Source organism: Streptomyces sp. NPDC006798 (assembly GCF_040635975.1).
Taxonomy (GTDB): domain Bacteria; phylum Actinomycetota; class Actinomycetes; order Streptomycetales; family Streptomycetaceae; genus Streptomyces.
The window spans coordinates 86,772-103,229 of the sequence record NZ_JBEYIS010000028.1; the positions used below are offsets into that span (position 1 = coordinate 86,772).

A 16,458-nucleotide genomic window follows, 5' to 3' on the forward strand; every position below is an offset into this window, starting at 1 on the left:
CTCGGCAGACCGGCCGGAAGCCACCCTTCCGCCGGTCCGGATCCGTACCCCTCCGGGATCCCGCCCCGGATTCCGTACGGGCCGATGCCCCGCGCCGACGGCCTCACCCGCCACCACCACCGCGCCCGCACCCGGCCCCGCCGCTCAGACGCCGGCCTTCGCCGTCACCGCCCCCGCCGTCACCGCTCCCGCCTCCTCCACCCGGGCCGCCGCCACCGCGTCCGTCTCCCGTTCGCGTGCCAGCATCCGCCGCAGGGGCCCCTCGGCCGCCGCGAGTTCGGCGTACGGGCCGCGCTGGACGATCCGGCCCTCCGCCAGGACGACGATCTCGTCCACCGTGTCCAGGCCGGTCAGCCGGTGGGTGATCAGTACGGTGGCCGCGCCCCGGGCGGTCCGCCCCTCGGTCGCCGCCAGCAGATCGGCCGTCAGCGCGTCGGCCGTCGCCAGGTCGAGGTGTTCGGCGGGCTCGTCGAGTACGAGGACCGGGAAGTCGGCCAGCAGGGCGCGGGCCAGGGCGAGCCGCTGCCGCTGGCCGCCGGAGAGCCGGGCGCCGTGCTCGCCGACCAGGGTGTCCATCCCCCGAGGCAGGCCGTCGACCCAGTCCAGCAGCCGGGCGTCGGCGAGGGCCCGCCGGAGTTCGTCGTCGCTCGCGTCGGGCCGGCCGATCCGGAGGTTCTCCCGGACCGAGCTGTCGAAGACATGGGCGTCCTGGGCGCAGAGCCCGACGAAACCCCGGACCGTGTCCCCGTCGAGGTCGCGGGCGGCGACCCCGCCCAGCGTGTACGTGCCGTCCCCGGTGTCGAGGAAGTCGAGGAAGCGGAGGAGCACCTGGGCGAGGGTCGTCTTGCCCGAGCCGGACGCGCCGACGACGGCGATCCTGCTGCCCGCCCCGATGGTCAGGTCGATCCCGTCGAGCGCGTTCCGCTCCCGGCCCCGGTAGCGGGCCCGGACCCCGCGCAGTTCCAGCGGGAACGCGGTCGCGGGCGGCTGCGCCGGAAGCTCCGGTTCGGGTACGGGAACGGGCGCGTCCAGCATCTCGTACACCCGCTCGGCGCTCCGCCCGACCCGCTGCCGGTACTGGACGGCCAGCGGCAGCCCGTTGACCGCCTCGAACGCGGCGAGCGGGGTGAGGACGAGGACCGCGAGGGCGACCCCGTCGAGCCGCCCGTCGCGGACGGCCTGCACCCCGGCGAAGGCGACGAGGACGACGGTCAGTCCGCAGGCGAGGGTGGTGAGTCCGGCGCCGAGGGCGGTGGCCGCGGCGCCCCTGGCGGTGATCCGGGTGAGTCGCCGGTCGGCGTCCCGGACCGCTTCGGTACGGGCGCCGAGCGCCCCCGCGACGGTCAGTTCGGCGGTACCGCGCAGCAGATCGACGGTCCTGGTGGCCAGGGCGCCCCGGGCGGGCGCCAGCTGCCGTTCGGCCCGGCGCGCCACGGCACCGCTCAGCAGCGGTACGGCGAGTCCGGCGGCCAGCAGTCCGGCGGCGAGCAGCGCCCCGGCCTCCGGCAGCAGCCAGCCGGTGAAGCCGACGGCCGCGGCGCTGACCAGCAGCGCCGAGCCCGCGGGCAGCAGCCAGCGGAGCCAGTAGTCCTGGAGGGCGTCGACATCGGTGACCAGCCGGGAGAGCAGATCGCCCCGGCGGGCGCGGCCGAGTCCGGCGGGCGCGATCCGTTCCAGGCCGCGGTGGACGGCGACCCGGAGTTCGGCGAGCATCCGCAGCACGGCGTCGTGGGAGACCAGGCGTTCGGCGTAGCGGAAGACGGCCCGGCCGATACCGAAGGCGCGGGTCGCGGTGACGGCCACCATCAGATGCATGACGGGCGGCTGTTCGGAGGCGCGGGAGATCAGCCAGCCGGAGACCGCCATCAGTCCGACGGCGGAGCCCAGCGCCAGGCTGCCCAGCAGCAGCGCCAGCCGGAAGCGGCCCCGCTGGTGGCGGGCGGCCCGCCGGACCCGGGTGAGGGCGGGGACGCGTACGCCCGCCGCGGTGGTCCGGTCGTCGGGGAGTCCGAAGTCGTACGCGTCGCCGGGCCGGCCGTCCGCCGGGGCGGTGTCAGGGTCGGTGCCGGGGCCCGCGTAGAGGCCGGTGGTACCGACGCCGGGCCGCTCGGGACCCGCCGCCCCGTTCGCCGGAACAGCGACCGGAGCAGCCGCCGTACCCGTGGCGTCTCCGGTACGGCTCAGGGAGACGACGCGGTCGGCGACGGCGAGCAGCGCAGGACGGTGAACCACCAGCAGTACGGTCCGCCCGGCGGCCAGCCGCCGGACCGCCGCCACGACGGCCTCCTCGGTGGCCCCGTCCAGGGCGGCGGTGGGCTCGTCCAGCAGCACCACGGGACGGTCGGCGAGAAACGCGCGGGCGAGCGCCAGCCGCTGCCGCTGTCCGGCGGAGAGCCCGTCGCCGTCCTCGCCGAGTACGGTCTCGATGTCCTCGGGGAGCGCCCGGACGAAGTCGTCGGCCCCGGCCCGGCTCAGTGCCTCCCGGACCGCCTCGTCATCGGCGTCCGGCCGGGCGAGCCGGACGTTGTCGGCGATGGTGCCCGCGAAGAGCTGGGGTCGCTGGGGCACCCAGGCGATCCGCTCCCGCCAGCGGTCGGGGTCGAGTTCGGCGAGCGGGACGCCGCCGACGGTGATTTGGCCCTCGGCGGGGTCGGTGAAGCCGAGGACGACATCGAGCAGGGTGGACTTGCCCACCCCGCTCGGGCCGATCAGGGCGACGGTCTCCCCCTCCTCGACGGTCAGGGACGCGGCGTCCAGGGAGGGTTCGGTACGTCCCTCGTGGCGGACCGTCACCCCGGAGAGCTCCAGCCGGACCGAGGCGGGGACCGATCGGGTCCCGGCCCGGCGCGGCTCCTTCTCCAGCACGGTGAAGATCTCCTCGGCCGCCGCCAGGCCCTCCGCCGCCGCGTGGAACTGGGTGCCCACGGTCCGGATCGGCAGATACGCCTCGGGTGCCAGGATCAGGATGACGAGCCCGGTGTAGAGGTCCATTCCGCCGTGGACCAGCCGCATCCCTATGGTGACGGCGACCAGGGCGACGGAGAGGGTGGAGAGGAGTTCCAGGGCGAAGGAGGAGATGAAGGCGATCCGCAGGGTCCGCAGGGTGGCCCGGCGGTACTCGGCGGTGATCGTACGGATCGACTCGGCCTGCGCCTTGGCCCGGCCGAACACCTTCAGCGTCGGCAGTCCGGCGACCACATCGAGGAAGTGGCCGGAGAGCCGGGAGAGCAGCCGCCACTGACGGTTCATCCGGGCCTGGGTGTACCAGCCGATCAGGACCATGAAGACCGGGATCAGCGGCAGGGTCACCACGATGATGGCCGCGGAGACCCAGTCCTCGGTGACGATCCGGGCCAGTACCGCGATCGGGATCACCACGGCCAGCCCCAGCTGGGGCAGATAGCGGGCGAAGTAGTCGTCCAGCGCGTCGATCCCCCGGGTGGCCAGCGCCACCAGGGAGCCGGTGCGCTGACCGCTCAGCCAGCCGGGTCCCAGGGCGGCGGCCCGCTCCAGCAGCCGCCCCCGCAGCTCGGACTTGACCGCGGCGCTGGCCCGGTGGGCCGCCAGTTCGGTCAGCCAGGAGACCACCGACCGGCCGACGGCGACCGCCGCGAGCAGGGCGAGCGGGGTCAGTACGTCCGAAACGCCGAGACCCTGTTCGAAGGCCCCCACCACCACCTCGGCGATCAGCATCGCCTGGGCGATCACCAGCGCCGCCCCGACCAGCCCGAGGACGACCACCGCGATCAGAAAGCCCCGGGTGGCCCGGGCGTAGCGGAGCAGACGCGGGTCGATCGGTTTCACGTGAAACATCCCCTGAGGACGAGCGGCCCCGCGAACGGGCCCGCGTCGGATGCGGTGCGGGACACGGTCAGTGCGTGACGCAGCCGGTACGAGACACGGTCAGTGCGCGTCGGCGATGTGCTGGGTGCCGATCCGCTTGCGGAAGACCCAGTACGTCCAGCCCTGGTAGAGCATCACCATCGGGGCGGCGATCCCGGCGCACCAGGTCATGATCTTCAGGGTGTACGGGGTCGACGAGGCGTTGGTGACCGTCAGGCTCCAGGCGTCGTTCAGGGACGACGGCATCACATTCGGGAAGAGGGTCAGGAAGAGCATCGTGACCGCGGCCACGATGGTCACCCCGGAGAAGGCGAACGACCAGCCCTCCCGCCCGGCGATATTGGTCCCGATCGCCGCCACCAGCGCCACCACCGCGACGATCAGCGCGACCAGGCTCGTACCGTCGCCCCGGGAGGTCTGGGTCCAGCCCAGGAAACCGACGGCGAGTACGGCGGTGACCAGCCCGAGCTTGGTGGCGAGCGCCCTGGACCGGCCCCGGATGTCGCCGACGGTCTTGAGCGCGACGAAGACCGCGCCGTGGAAGGTGAAGAGGCTCAGGGTGACCAGTCCGCCCAGCAGGGCGTAGGGGTTGAGGAGGTCGGCGACATTGCCGACGTACTCCATCTCGCCGTTGATCTTCACCCCGCGGACGATATTGGCGAAGGCCACGCCCCACAGGAAGGCGGGGACCAGGGAGCACCAGAAGATCGCGTGCTCCCAGTTGGTCTGCCAGCGGTCCTCGTCGCGCTTGTGCCGGTACTCGAAGGCGACACCGCGGACGATCAGACAGAACAGGATGATCAGCAGCGGCAGATAGAAGCCGGAGAAGAGGGTGGCGTACCACTCGGGGAAGGCGGCGAAGGTGGCGCCGCCCGCCGAGAGCAGCCAGACCTCGTTGCCGTCCCAGACGGGGCCGATGGTGTTGATCAGCACCCGCCGCTCCTTGCGGTCGCGGGCGAGCAGTTTGGTCAGTACGCCGACCCCGAAGTCGAAGCCCTCCAGGAAGAAGTAGCCGATCCAGAGGAAGGCGATCAGTACGAACCAGACGTCATGGAGTTCCATGGCTCAGCAGTCCCTTCGGCCTCAGTAGGAGAAGGCCATCGGCCGGTCGGCGTCGCGCTCGTCGCCGCCGATCTTCGTAGGCGGGTTGAGATCGGCCTCGGTCAGCTCGGGCGGGCCCTGCTTGACGTACTTGACCAGCAGCTTGACCTCGATCACGGCGAGGACGGCATAGAGCAGGGTGAAGATGGTCATGGAGGTGAGGACCTCGCCCTGGGAGACCCCGGGGGAGACGGCGGCCTCGGTCTTGAGCACTCCGTAGACCACCCACGGCTGACGGCCCATCTCGGTGAAGATCCAGCCCCAGGAGGTGGCGATCAGCGGGAATGTCATGGTCCACAGGGCGGCGATCCAGTACCAGCGGCTGAACCGGGGGCCGAGGGCCTTCTTCCGGAAGAGGACCAGATTCGGTACCTCGTCCTCGCCGGTCCGCAGCGCCGGTGGCAGCAGGAACCTCTTCCTGGTCAGCCAGAGGCCGAGCAGTCCGAGGCCGAAGGAGGCCATCCCGAAGCCGATCATCCAGCGGAAGCCCCAGTAGGCGACCGGGATATTGGGTCGGTAGTCGCCGGGCCCGTACTTCTCCTGCTCCATCTTGTTGATGTCGTTGATGCCGGGGACGTACGAGTCGAAGTCGCCGTTGGCGAGGAAGGACAGTATCCCGGGGATCTCCAGGGCGACCTCGTTGTGGCCCTTGTCCACATCCCCGTAGGCGAAGATCGAGAACGGTGCCGGGGCCTCGCCGTCCCAGAGGGCTTCGGCGGCGGCCATCTTCATCGGCTGCTGCCTGAACATGACCTTGCCGAGCAGGTCGCCGCTGACGGCGGTGAGCAGCCCGGCGGCGATCACGGTGACCAGGCCGAGCCGGAGCGAGGTCCGCATCACCGGGATGTGCTTCCGCCGGGCCAGGTGGTACGCGGCGATGCCGGCCATGAACGCGCCGCCGACCAGGAAGGCGGCCGTGATGGTGTGGAAGAACTGGGTGACGGCGGTGTCCTGGGAGAGCACCCGCCAGAAGTCGGTCAGCTCGGCTCGGCCGCGCTCCTCGTTGATCCGGTAGCCGACCGGGTGCTGCATCCACGAGTTGGCGGCGAGGATGAAGTAGGCGGAGAGCACCGTGCCGATGGAGACCATCCAGATACAGGCCAGATGGATCTTCTTCGGCAGCTTGTCCCAGCCGAAGATCCACAGCCCGATGAAGGTGGACTCGAAGAAGAAGGCGATCAGCGCCTCGAAGGCGAGCGGGGCGCCGAAGATGTCGCCGACGAAGCGGGAGTAGTCGGACCAGTTCATCCCGAACTGGAACTCCTGCACGATGCCGGTGACGACACCCATGGCGATATTGATCAGGAACAGCTTGCCCCAGAACTTGGTCGCCTTGAGGTACTTCTCCTTGCCGGTCCGGACCCAGGCGGTCTGCAGTCCCGCGGTGAGGGCGGCCAGGGAGATCGTCAGGGGGACGAAGAGGAAGTGATAGACGGTCGTGATGCCGAACTGCCATCGCGCCAGGGTCTCCGGCGCCAGAGCCAAGTCCACGTCGTCATCTCCTTACATCGACAAGGTCAATCGGCAGTTTGCCCGATTAATCCCAGCCATAGCGGGATGAACGAGACACGCTTGTGAAAGCGTTCACATTCACATGAGATTATGTCTCATACGAAATTCAGACTGATGACCGGGGGGTACCTCTTGACGCGGAGACCCGTCGCGGCTAGATCACGACCGGGCGGAGACCCCCGGACGGACCCGGCACCGGGGGCTCCCGACCGGGGTCGAAGGCTCCGGCACGGCCGGGCGCGGGGCCGCCCGGAGGCCCGGAGCACCCGGAAAAACCCCGTGGCCCCCGGCCCCCGGCCGGGGTCCGGGGGCCACGGCGGGATGTACCGAAGCGGCGGTGACGCGGGGGCCGCCGCTCGGGCCGCCGATGCCACCGGTGTCCGAAGGGCCCGGGACGCCCGGGAACACCGACGGCCCGGCCCCGGGTGAGGGGCCGGGGGGGGCCGGGGGGACGTACCGAAGTGCCGGCTGCGTACGCCCGCCCGGCGGTGTACGCCCGCCCGCAGGTGTCGCCGGTGTCACCGGCGACGGCTGTACGGAGCCGGTACCGAGGGACCGGCAGCGCCGGACGGCACCCGGCCGGCCCGCCGGCGGCACCGGACCGGATGATCCGCGGGCAGCCGCCTACAGCTTCTTGTGGAACTCCTCCGCCACCCGCAGGAAGAGATCGTTCGCCTCGGGTTCGCCGATCGTGATCCGCGCGCCCTCGCCGACGAACGGCCGGACCACGACGCCCGCCTCGTCACAGTGCGCCGCGAACTCGGCCGTACGCTCCCCCAGCCGCAGCCAGACGAAGTTGGCCTGGGTCTCCGGCACGGTCCACCCCTGCCCCACCAGGGCCTCGTGCACCCGGGTCCGCTCGCAGACCAGCGTCCCGACCCGGCCCAGCAGTTCGTCCTCGGCCCGCAGCGACGCGACGGCCGCGTCCTGCGCGAGCTGGGTCACCCCGAACGGCACCGCCGTCTTCCGCAGCGCCGCCGCCACCGGCTCGTGGGCGATCGCGAAGCCGACCCGCAGCCCCGCCAGGCCGTACGCCTTGGAGAACGTCCGCAGCACCGCCACATTGGACCGCTCGCGGTAGATCTCCACCCCGTCCGGTACGTCCTGGTCCCGGATGAACTCGCGGTACGCCTCGTCCAGCACCACCAGCACATCCGACGGCACCCGGTCGAGGAACCGCTCCAGAGCCGCCCGGCGCACCACCGTGCCGGTCGGGTTGTTGGGGTTGCAGACGAAGATCAGCCGGGTCCGGTCGGTGATCGCCTCCGCCATCGCGTCCAGGTCGTGCGCCTCGCCCGCCGTCAGCGGCACCTCGACCGGCGTCGCGCCGCTGATCCGGGTGATGATCGGATACGCCTCGAAGGAGCGCCAGGCGTACATCACCTCGTCGCCCGGGCCCGCGGTCGACTGGATCAGCTGCTGGGCGACGCCCACCGAGCCCGTACCGGTCGCCAGATGCGTCAGCGGCACCCCGAACCGGTCCGCCAGCTCGCCCATCAGCCCTGTACACGCCATATCGGGATAGCGGTTGAAGTTCTCGGCCGCCGCCAGAACGCGCTCCATCACCCCCGGAAGCGGGGGATAGGGATTCTCGTTGGACGACAGTTTGTACGCGACGGAGCCGCCGCCCGCCGCCGGCCTGCCGGGCTTGTACGTCGGAATTCCGTTCAGCTCGGCACGGAGCCTCGGGCTCGTCATCGGGCTCGTATCGCTCACCGCAGATCCTCCTCGACCGTCCGTCCCGGCTCCGGCCCGGAAATCCGGCCGGAGCCCAATGCTGCACACCTTATGAGGATTCCCGTTCGAAGGGACCCCCACCCGGCACCCCGGACCGGCTTCGGACAAGAGTTCGGCGATCGGCTCGGACAGGGGTTCGGAAGATCGGGGGGAGCGCTCGCGCCCCTGGCGCGCGCCTCCGGCTCGCTCCGTGGCGCGCGTCCCCCGTAGAGGTGAGTTGAGACCTCTCCGAGACCTTGATCTCGGGCCCGGCTGGGGCCCCGGCACACCTCAGCCGACCGATGAGTATCGAATAAGTTCCTTAAATTCAAAGGCAGTTGATGGTTTATGATCATGCAGAATCGTGCCTGTCAACGGGTGCATATGCGACCGGTCCCACCGCCCGCACGAGCCCTAATATCGGCACGCCATGACAGCAGCAGGGAAGCACCAGGTGAGCCGGACGGACACATCCCGCCGGGGAAGCCGGCAAGGTCGGGCGGGCATCCGAGACGTCGCCGCCGCAGCCGGTGTCTCCATCACGACCGTCTCGGACGCGCTGAACGGGAAGGGCAGACTGCCCGACGCCACCCGCAGACATGTCCGCGAGGTCGCCGACCGGCTGGGATACCGGCCGTCGGCCGCCGCCCGCACCCTCCGTACCGGGAAGTCCGGCCTGATCGGCCTGACCGTGACCACGTACGGGGATGAACCTTTCACCTTCACCGAATTCGCCTACTTCGCCGAGATGGCCAGGGCGGCCACCTCCGCCGCGCTGGCCCGCGGCTACGCCCTGGTGATCCTGCCCGCCACCTCGCGCCACGACGTCTGGTCGAACGTCGCGCTCGACGGCACGGTCGTCATCGACCCCTCCGACCACGATCCGGTCGTCACCGAACTCGTCCGCCAGGGTCTGCCCGTCGTCTCCGACGGCCGCCCGGCCGGGACCCTCCCGGTGACCGCCTGGGTGGACAACGACCACGAGGCGGCCGTCCTCGGCCTGCTGGACCATCTCGCCGACGCGGGCGCCCGCCGGATCGGACTGCTGACCGGGACCACCACGGACACGTACACCCGGCTCTCCACCACCGCCTACCTCAACTGGTGCGAGCGGGTCGGCCAGGATCCCGTCTACGAGTCCTATCCGGCACACGACCCGTGCGCGGGCGCCGTCGCCGCCGACCGGCTGCTGGCCCGCCCGGACCGGCCCGACGCGGTCTACGGACTCTTCGACCCCAACGGCACCGATCTGCTGGCCGCCGCCCGCCGCTACGGGCTCCGCGTCCCCGAGGACCTGCTGCTGGTCTGCTGCAGCGAGTCGACGGTCTACGCCACCACCGAGCCGCCGATCACGACCCTCTCGCTGAAGCCCCGGCGGATCGGCACCGCCGTCGTCCAGCTGCTCATCGACGCCATCGAGGGCATCGACGAGGACCGTCCGGTCGAGCAGGTGATACCGACGGAGCTGATCGTACGGACCTCCTCGCAGCGCCGTTCGCCGCGGACCACCGTCAGCCCGCCGCGGTCCCCCTCGTCGGAGTAGCCGGTCGGCCGGAGCGGACCGCCTCCGGGCGGTCCGGTGGTCCGACGGCCCCCGGCCGAACAATTACGAGCCCTCCCGGAGAGGGCCGGACCGGGCCGGATCCGCCGGTACCGGAGGACACCGGGACACGACCGGAAGCCTCATTACTGCCCTAACGGGGCGAAACAGTCGGCGACTCGGGGGGTACGAGCGGATTCAACACCCCTGGTGCGTCACAGAGCGCGGACCTCATTCCTATGATGGGCGGACGACACCGCGGACCACCCCGACCAGGCTGGGCCGAGAGGTGAACGGCGGCGCGACGGTGGTGGAGGGGTCGATGACTCAGGGGGCCGGTCAAGGACCCGTGGTGCGGACGGCGACGCTGCGCGATTTCCGCGTTCCGCCGTATGCGCAGATGCCCGTGGAACCGTCCGGGGCACAGGACGAGGAACGGCCCGAGAGCATTCCCGCGCCCCGGGGCCCCGAGGAGGGCGCGCCGCAGGCCGGACACCCGGCCCCGGCGGCGCCCGTACCGGCACCCGCGCCCGCTGCTCCCCCCGCTCCCCACGGGCACCAGCAGGAGCCCCCGGCGGCGTACCCCGTAACGGAACAGCCGCCGTACGGCGGCGCCCCCCAGGCACCTCAGGTTCACGCACAGCCCCAGGCGCCTCAGGCACCGGCGCCCGCGCCCGTACCGGCACCCGCGCCGGCCGCGCCCGCGCCGGAGAGGTACGAGGCGTACCCCGCCCGGGCGGCGCACCCCGGGAACGCCGTACCCGAGGACGAACTGCCCGAGGGCTACACCCCCACCGAACGCGATCTCCCGGTCATCAGCCGGGCCGAGCCCGGCGCCGGAGCCGGCGCGGGTACCGGGGCCGGAGCCGATGCCGTACCGCGTCCGGCGGGCGGCGAGCAGTCTGCGCCCAATGAGCTGGGCCCCCTCTATGTCGTCGGCGACGTCCACGGCTATCTCGACGAACTCGTGGCCGCCCTCGCCGCCCAGGGCCTGATCGACGCCGAGGGCAACTGGGCGGCGGGCAATGCCCGGCTCTGGTTCCTCGGCGACTTCACCGACCGGGGGCCGGACGGTATCGGTGTGATCGACCTGGTCATGCGGCTCTCGGCCGAGGCCGCGGCGGCCGGCGGCTACTGCAAGGCCCTGATGGGCAATCACGAGCTGCTGCTGCTCGGCGCGAAGCGGTTCGTCGACACCCCGGTCAACTCCGGTGCCGGTACTGCCACCTTCCAGGCCGCCTGGCTGCTCAACGGCGGCCAGAAGGCCGATATGGACCGGCTCCAGGACGTCCATGTCCAGTGGATGGCCCGGCTCGACGCGGTCGCGGTCGAGGACGGCCATCTGCTGCTGCACTCGGACACCACGGCCTATCTCGACTACGGCGACAACGTCGAGGCCGTCAACGACACCATCCACGACGTCCTCACCCGGAACGACGCGGACGAGTGCTGGGACCTGTTCCGCAAGATGACCAAGCGGTTCGCCTTCCGGGACGAGACGAGCGGGCCCCCGGCGGTCCGCGAACTGCTCGCCGCCTACGGCGGTACCCGGGTGGTGCACGGCCACAGCCCGATTCCGTATCTGCTCGGCGAGGTCGGCACGGAGGAGGGCGAGGGCGCTGAGCGCCCGGTGGTCGAGGGCCCGCACGTCTACGCGGACGGACTGGCGATCGCCATGGACGGCGGGGTCACCATGGCCGGAAAGCTGCTCGTCGTCCAGCTTCCGCTGACCGACCGGAGCGGTACCGACCCTCGTTGACCCTCGTTTTGCCGCAATCCCCTGTCACCCCGCGCGGTAACGGCTCTACCATCGGGTTATCCGTCGCAGACTCTCCTCCGTCGACGACCGGTCCCGTCCGTGCGCGGACGGCCCGGCCCGCGGAGTATCGGGGGACGCACATGAACAGCGCTCCGCATCTGCTGGGCGAGGACCGCGCCGACTACGAGCGGCTCCTCGACGAGGTACTGCGCGACGCCGGTGAGCGGCCGGAACTCGCGGCCGTCGGCGAACGGCTGAACGCCACTCAGCTACGGACCATGGCGCTCAGGGCCACCACCTTGATCACCGCGTCCGCCGCGCCCGAGTACGCGCACTACCTGAGGATCCGCGAGCAGGCGCGCTCCCCCGCGGATCCGGACGCCGCCCCGGAAGCCCCGCCTCCGGACCCTCTCGCCGAGGCCGACGGCGGCGGTGCCGGTCTCGGCGCCGTACTCACCGTGCTGGCACCGGTACTGGCCGGGACGGCGGCGCTGATCTTCCTGCTGGTGGGGTATCTGCTGAAGATGCTCGACCCGGCGCCGTCCTTCGCCACCCCGCTGGTCACGGCGGGCTGGTTCTTCGCCGCCGTGACGGCCGCCGCGATCCTGGCGGCGGCGGTCGGGCTGCTGGTCACCGCGGTCCGCAACAGCGCGACGCAGGTGGCCGCCGTCGAGCTGTCCGAGGACCTGCCGGACGAGGTGGCACGTGCCAAAGACGCCTGGCTGCACGCCGTACTGGAACGCGGCCTGCTGCCGTTCCTCCGGCTGGCGCTGGAGGAACCGGACGTCGATCCGCTCGCCTCGGCCCGGGCGCGGCCGGTGAGCCGGATCCCCAAGGTGGGGTACGACAGCCCGGACTTCTCCAGCCCCGGCGACGGAGCCACGGCCGGGCAGCGGCCGAGCTTCAGCAGCCCCGAGTTCACCAGCCCCGACTTCGGCGGTCCCGAACACCGGCCGGAGTAACCGGCGGATGACCTCGTGGCACCGGCCGGAGTGACCGGCGGATGTCCCCCGTGGCCCCGCCCGGAGTGACCGGAGGGGCCAGGGGGACGTACGAGGCCGCGGCCCGGGCTCAGTGGGCCGCGACCCCTGCTCAGTCCGCCATCGGCAGATAGACCCGGCTGCCGCTCGCCGCGAACTCCTTGGACTTCTGGAGCATGCCCTCGGCGATCTCCGTCTCGCTCGCGTCGTCACCGCCCGCCGGGGCGTCCCCGCCGAACTGCTCGTTGATCGACCGGCTGATCTTCATCGAACAGAACTTGGGCCCGCACATGGAACAGAAGTGGGCCGTCTTCGCGGGCTCCGCGGGCAGCGTCTCGTCATGGAACTCCCGGGCGGTGTCCGGGTCGAGCGCCAGATTGAACTGGTCCTCCCAGCGGAACTCGAACCGCGCGTCGGAGAGCGCGTCGTCCCATACCTGGGCGTCCGGATGCCCCTTCGCGAGATCCGCCGCGTGCGCGGCGATCTTGTAGGTGATCACCCCGGTCTTGACGTCGTCCCGGTTGGGCAGGCCCAGGTGCTCCTTGGGCGTGACGTAGCAGAGCATCGCCGTGCCCCACCAGGCGATCATGGCGGCCCCGATACCCGAGGTGATGTGGTCGTAGGCGGGCGCCACATCGGTGGTCAGCGGACCGAGGGTGTAGAACGGCGCCTCCTCGCAGATCTCCTGCTGGAGGTCGATGTTCTCCTTGATCTTGTGCATCGGGACATGCCCGGGGCCTTCGATCATCGTCTGGACGTTCATCCGCTTGGCGATCCGGTTCAGCTCACCGAGCGTCCGCAGCTCGGCGAACTGCGCCGCGTCGTTGGCGTCCGCGATCGAGCCCGGCCGCAGTCCGTCGCCGAGGGAGTACGTGACGTCGTACGCCGCGAGGATCTCGCACAGCTCCTCGAAGTTCTCGTACAGAAACGATTCCTTGTGGTGCGCCAGGCACCAGGCCGCCATGATCGAGCCGCCGCGCGAGACGATGCCGGTCTTGCGGCGGGCGGTGAGGGGGACGTACCGCAGCAGCACCCCCGCGTGCACGGTCATGTAGTCGACACCCTGCTCGGCCTGTTCGATCACCGTGTCCTTGTAGATCTCCCAGGTCAGTTCCTCGGCCCGGCCGTCGACCTTCTCCAGCGCCTGGTAGAGCGGCACCGTGCCGATCGGGACGGGGGAGTTGCGGAGCACCCACTCGCGGGTGGTGTGGATGTTCCGGCCGGTGGAGAGGTCCATCACCGTGTCGGCGCCCCAGCGGGTGGCCCAGGTCATCTTCTCCACCTCCTCCTCGATCGAGGAGGTGACCGCAGAGTTGCCGATATTGGCGTTGACCTTCACCAGGAACCGCTTGCCGATGATCATCGGCTCGATCTCCGGATGGTTCACATTCGCCGGGAGCACCGCCCGGCCGGCCGCGATCTCCTCCCGGACGACCTCGGGGGAGACGTTCTCCCGGATCGCCACGAACTCCATCTCGGGGGTGATCTCGCCCCGGCGGGCATAGGCGAGCTGGGAGACCGCCCGGCCGTCCCGGCCCCGGCGCGGCTGGCGCGGCCTGCCGGGGAAGACGGCGTCGAGATTGCGCAGTCCACCGCGCGGGGACGTGTGCTTGAGCCCGTCGTCCTCGGGGCGGACGGGACGGCCCGCGTACTCCTCGGTGTCCCCGCGGGCGACGATCCAGCTCTCCCGCAGCGGCGGCAGACCGCGGCGGACATCGGTCTCGACGGTGGGGTCGGTGTACGGGCCCGAGGTGTCGTACAGCGTCACGTCCCGGCCATTGGTGAGGTGCACCTGACGGACCGGCACCCGGAGGTCCGGGCGTGAGCCCGTGACGTACCCCTTGTGCCAGCCCGGCGTGCGGTCGCCGTCGACGGCGGGTTCGACGGCAGGCGTGCGTGCATCCTGAACGGTCATGAAGACCTACTCCCTACGCCGGCATTACCCGGTAACAGGTTCGGCGGTCGACGCAGCGGATCCCGTGGACTCCGTCCCGGGTCGTACACCTGGTTCGTGTACCGCCCGATGACGCGTCTACGGAGGTCAGCGCCCTCTCAGCCCGGTGCTCCGAGCTCCCGCGTGTGCAAAGGTGACACCAACGCTAGCGCCAATTCTGGCGTGCTGAACAGGGGCCCCCGGCCGTTCTTGCGATGATCGGTCGGTGACGTCATCAGCACCCGGCCCCGGACAGGGCCCCGATTCCCGGTACGCGTACGGCTCCGCGGACGGCGGTGACCAGGGGTACGTTCCCGGCCACGGCCCCGCGCCGCCGTACGACCCGGGCCATTCGGCGCCGCCGCCCCCGGTGCCCCGGCCGGCCGCCGCGCACCCGGGACAGCCGGTCGGCGAGGCCGTCGGCGACCCTGTCGCGCAACCGGTCGGGCAGCCGCCCGAGCAGGAGCGGGGGCGGGGACACGGTCATGGCCACAGCGGTCACGGCCATGCGCACGGGCATTCCCACGCGCACGGTCCCGCCGCGCCCGTTTCGCGCCATCTGCGCCGGGTGATCGCCGCCGTACTGATCCCCTTCGCCGCCGCCGTCGTCGTGGGCCTGGCGGTCCTCTGGCCCGGCTCGGCCCCCGGTCACGAGCGGACCGGGGTCGGCTTCGACCGGCAGACCGAGTCGGCGACCGTGACCCGGCTGGAGCCGATCGACTGCAAGTCGGTCAACGCCGCCCAGGTACCGGTGACCGGCAACGGCATGGCCCCGGCCCAGAACGGCGGTACGGGTGCCGCGGCCGGGAACAGCAAGTGCAAGAAGGCGACGATCGAGATCACCAGCGGCCCGCACAAGGGGCGTTCCTTCGGGGAGATCGTCCAGCCGGACGCGCCGCGGAAGCTGAAGCCGGGGCTCGGTGTCGTGGTGGCGTACGCCCCCGACGCGCCCCGGGACCTCCAGTACTCGGTGATCGATGTGAACCGCCGGATGCCGCTCGCCGTCCTGGCCGGGCTCTTCGCCCTGGCAGTGGTACTGGTGGGGCGGATGCGCGGGGTGATGGCGCTGGTGGCGCTGATCATCTCCTTCGCCGTACTGAACTTCTTCATCCTCCCGGCGATTCTGGACGGCTCCAATCCGCTGGTCGTGGCGGTGGTCGGGGCGAGCGCCATCATGCTGATCGCGCTCTACACCTGTCATGGCATCACCGCCAGAACCTCGGTCGCCGTCCTCGGCACCCTGATCTCGCTGCTGCTGATCGGCCTGCTGGGCTCGATCTTCATCGGCTGGGCCACGCTCTCGGGCAATACCGACGACAACACCGGGCTGATCCACGGGCTCTATCCCGGGATCGATATGAGCGGACTGCTGCTGGCCGGGGTGATCATCGGCTCCCTCGGGGTGCTCGACGACGTCACGGTGACCCAGACGTCGGCGGTGTGGGAGTTGCGCCAGGCGGATCCGGGGATGGGGCCGCGGGCGCTGTACCGGGCCGCGATCCGGATCGGCCGGGACCACATCGCGTCGGTGGTCAATACGCTCGTCCTCGCCTACGCGGGTGCGGCGCTGCCGCTGCTGCTGCTCTTCAGCATCGCGCAGAGCGGGATGGGGGCGGTCGCCAACAGCGAGTTGGTGGCCGAGGAGATCGTCCGCACGCTCGTCGGCTCGATCGGCCTGGTGGCGTCGGTACCGGTGACGACGGCGCTGGCGGCGCTGGTGGTCTCGGCGGACCGGCCGGAGCCGGGCGCGGCCGGGAAGGCGAGTGCCGCCGGGCCGGCGGGCGCGGCGGCCGGTGGAGCGACCGGGGCGGGCGGAACGGCCGGTGGCGGTCTCGTCGGCGGCCGGGGAGGCCGCTCGAAGGGCCGGCGCCGCAAGAAGTAGCCCGGCCGGGCCGGGGGCGTACGGCTCCGTTCACGCGCCCCCGGCCCCGGTCGGGACCCCTTCGCACGACCCACCCCTTTCGCCGGGGCACTACACCTAGGGCGTGTCTGACGGATCAGGCTGGATCAGCGAGCGGGGTCTGGTGCCGTGGATCGCGAGGCGGAGGAGGGAGTCCACGCGGTGGGGGTACGC

9 protein-coding genes and 1 riboswitch are annotated in these 16,458 nt (G+C 71.4%); of the genes, 4 read left to right on the forward strand and 5 right to left on the reverse strand.

Annotated features, from left to right (window positions below):
* Positions 1 to 144: 144 nt before the first annotated feature.
* From cydD to hisC, 4 genes are all read right to left on the reverse strand, one after another.
* Entirely contained in the window at positions 145 to 3,813 is a 3,669-nt protein-coding gene (gene cydD / locus ABZ714_RS20460; protein WP_358826679.1) for a thiol reductant ABC exporter subunit CydD, read from the reverse strand.
* Positions 3,814 to 3,903: 90 nt separating this feature from the next.
* The gene (cydB, locus tag ABZ714_RS20465; RefSeq protein WP_358826680.1) at positions 3,904 to 4,905 is read right to left on the reverse strand and encodes a cytochrome d ubiquinol oxidase subunit II; all 1,002 of its coding nucleotides are present in this window, start codon (positions 4,903 to 4,905) and stop codon (positions 3,904 to 3,906) included.
* A 21-nt stretch (positions 4,906 to 4,926) separates the two neighbouring features.
* A complete protein-coding gene (locus ABZ714_RS20470; RefSeq protein WP_358826681.1) occupies positions 4,927 to 6,435 on the reverse strand; it encodes a cytochrome ubiquinol oxidase subunit I in 1,509 nt (502 codons plus the stop codon).
* Between the two features lie 645 nt (positions 6,436 to 7,080).
* A complete protein-coding gene (gene hisC / locus ABZ714_RS20475) occupies positions 7,081 to 8,154 on the reverse strand; it encodes a histidinol-phosphate transaminase (protein WP_358826691.1) in 1,074 nt (357 codons plus the stop codon).
* 448 nt (positions 8,155 to 8,602) lie between these two features.
* On the opposite strand from hisC, the gene ABZ714_RS20480 reads away from it, so the two are divergent.
* From ABZ714_RS20480 to ABZ714_RS20490, 3 genes are all read left to right on the forward strand, one after another.
* Positions 8,603 to 9,715: a LacI family DNA-binding transcriptional regulator gene (locus ABZ714_RS20480; RefSeq protein ID WP_358826682.1), complete on the forward strand. Its 1,113-nt coding sequence runs from the start codon at positions 8,603 to 8,605 to the stop codon at positions 9,713 to 9,715.
* A 319-nt stretch (positions 9,716 to 10,034) separates the two neighbouring features.
* Positions 10,035 to 11,471 carry a metallophosphoesterase gene (locus tag ABZ714_RS20485; RefSeq protein WP_358826683.1) on the forward strand — a complete coding sequence of 479 codons (1,437 nt, stop codon included), beginning with the start codon at positions 10,035 to 10,037 and terminating at the stop codon, positions 11,469 to 11,471.
* Between the two features lie 140 nt (positions 11,472 to 11,611).
* Positions 11,612 to 12,433 carry a hypothetical protein gene (locus ABZ714_RS20490; protein WP_358826684.1) on the forward strand — a complete coding sequence of 274 codons (822 nt, stop codon included), beginning with the start codon at positions 11,612 to 11,614 and terminating at the stop codon, positions 12,431 to 12,433.
* 130 nt (positions 12,434 to 12,563) lie between these two features.
* On the opposite strand, the gene thiC is transcribed toward ABZ714_RS20490, so the two are convergent.
* Entirely contained in the window at positions 12,564 to 14,366 is a 1,803-nt protein-coding gene (thiC, locus tag ABZ714_RS20495; RefSeq protein ID WP_358826685.1) for a phosphomethylpyrimidine synthase ThiC, read from the reverse strand.
* A riboswitch (TPP riboswitch) is annotated at positions 14,360 to 14,538 on the reverse strand. (Overlaps the previous gene by 7 nt.)
* A 72-nt stretch (positions 14,539 to 14,610) precedes the next feature.
* Between thiC and ABZ714_RS20500 the strand changes: the two genes are divergently transcribed.
* Positions 14,611 to 16,266 (forward strand): YibE/F family protein, encoded by a 1,656-nt coding sequence (locus ABZ714_RS20500; protein WP_358826686.1) that lies wholly within the window; start codon positions 14,611 to 14,613, stop codon positions 16,264 to 16,266.
* The last annotated feature ends 192 nt before the right edge of the window (positions 16,267 to 16,458 follow it).

Bases quoted from the DNA above. Each gene is read 5' to 3' on its own strand.
- cydB (WP_358826680.1), bottom strand. From the start codon at position 4,905: ATGGAACTCCATGACGTCTGGTTCGTACTGATCGCCTTCCTCTGGATC.
- ABZ714_RS20480 (WP_358826682.1), top strand. From the start codon at position 8,603: ATGACAGCAGCAGGGAAGCACCAGGTGAGCCGGACGGACACATCCCGC.
- hisC (WP_358826691.1), bottom strand. From the start codon at position 8,154: ATGACGAGCCCGAGGCTCCGTGCCGAGCTGAACGGAATTCCGACGTAC.
- cydD (WP_358826679.1), bottom strand. From the start codon at position 3,813: ATGTTTCACGTGAAACCGATCGACCCGCGTCTGCTCCGCTACGCCCGG.
- thiC (WP_358826685.1), bottom strand. From the start codon at position 14,366: ATGACCGTTCAGGATGCACGCACGCCTGCCGTCGAACCCGCCGTCGAC.
- ABZ714_RS20490 (WP_358826684.1), top strand. From the start codon at position 11,612: ATGAACAGCGCTCCGCATCTGCTGGGCGAGGACCGCGCCGACTACGAG.
- ABZ714_RS20485 (WP_358826683.1), top strand. From the start codon at position 10,035: ATGACTCAGGGGGCCGGTCAAGGACCCGTGGTGCGGACGGCGACGCTG.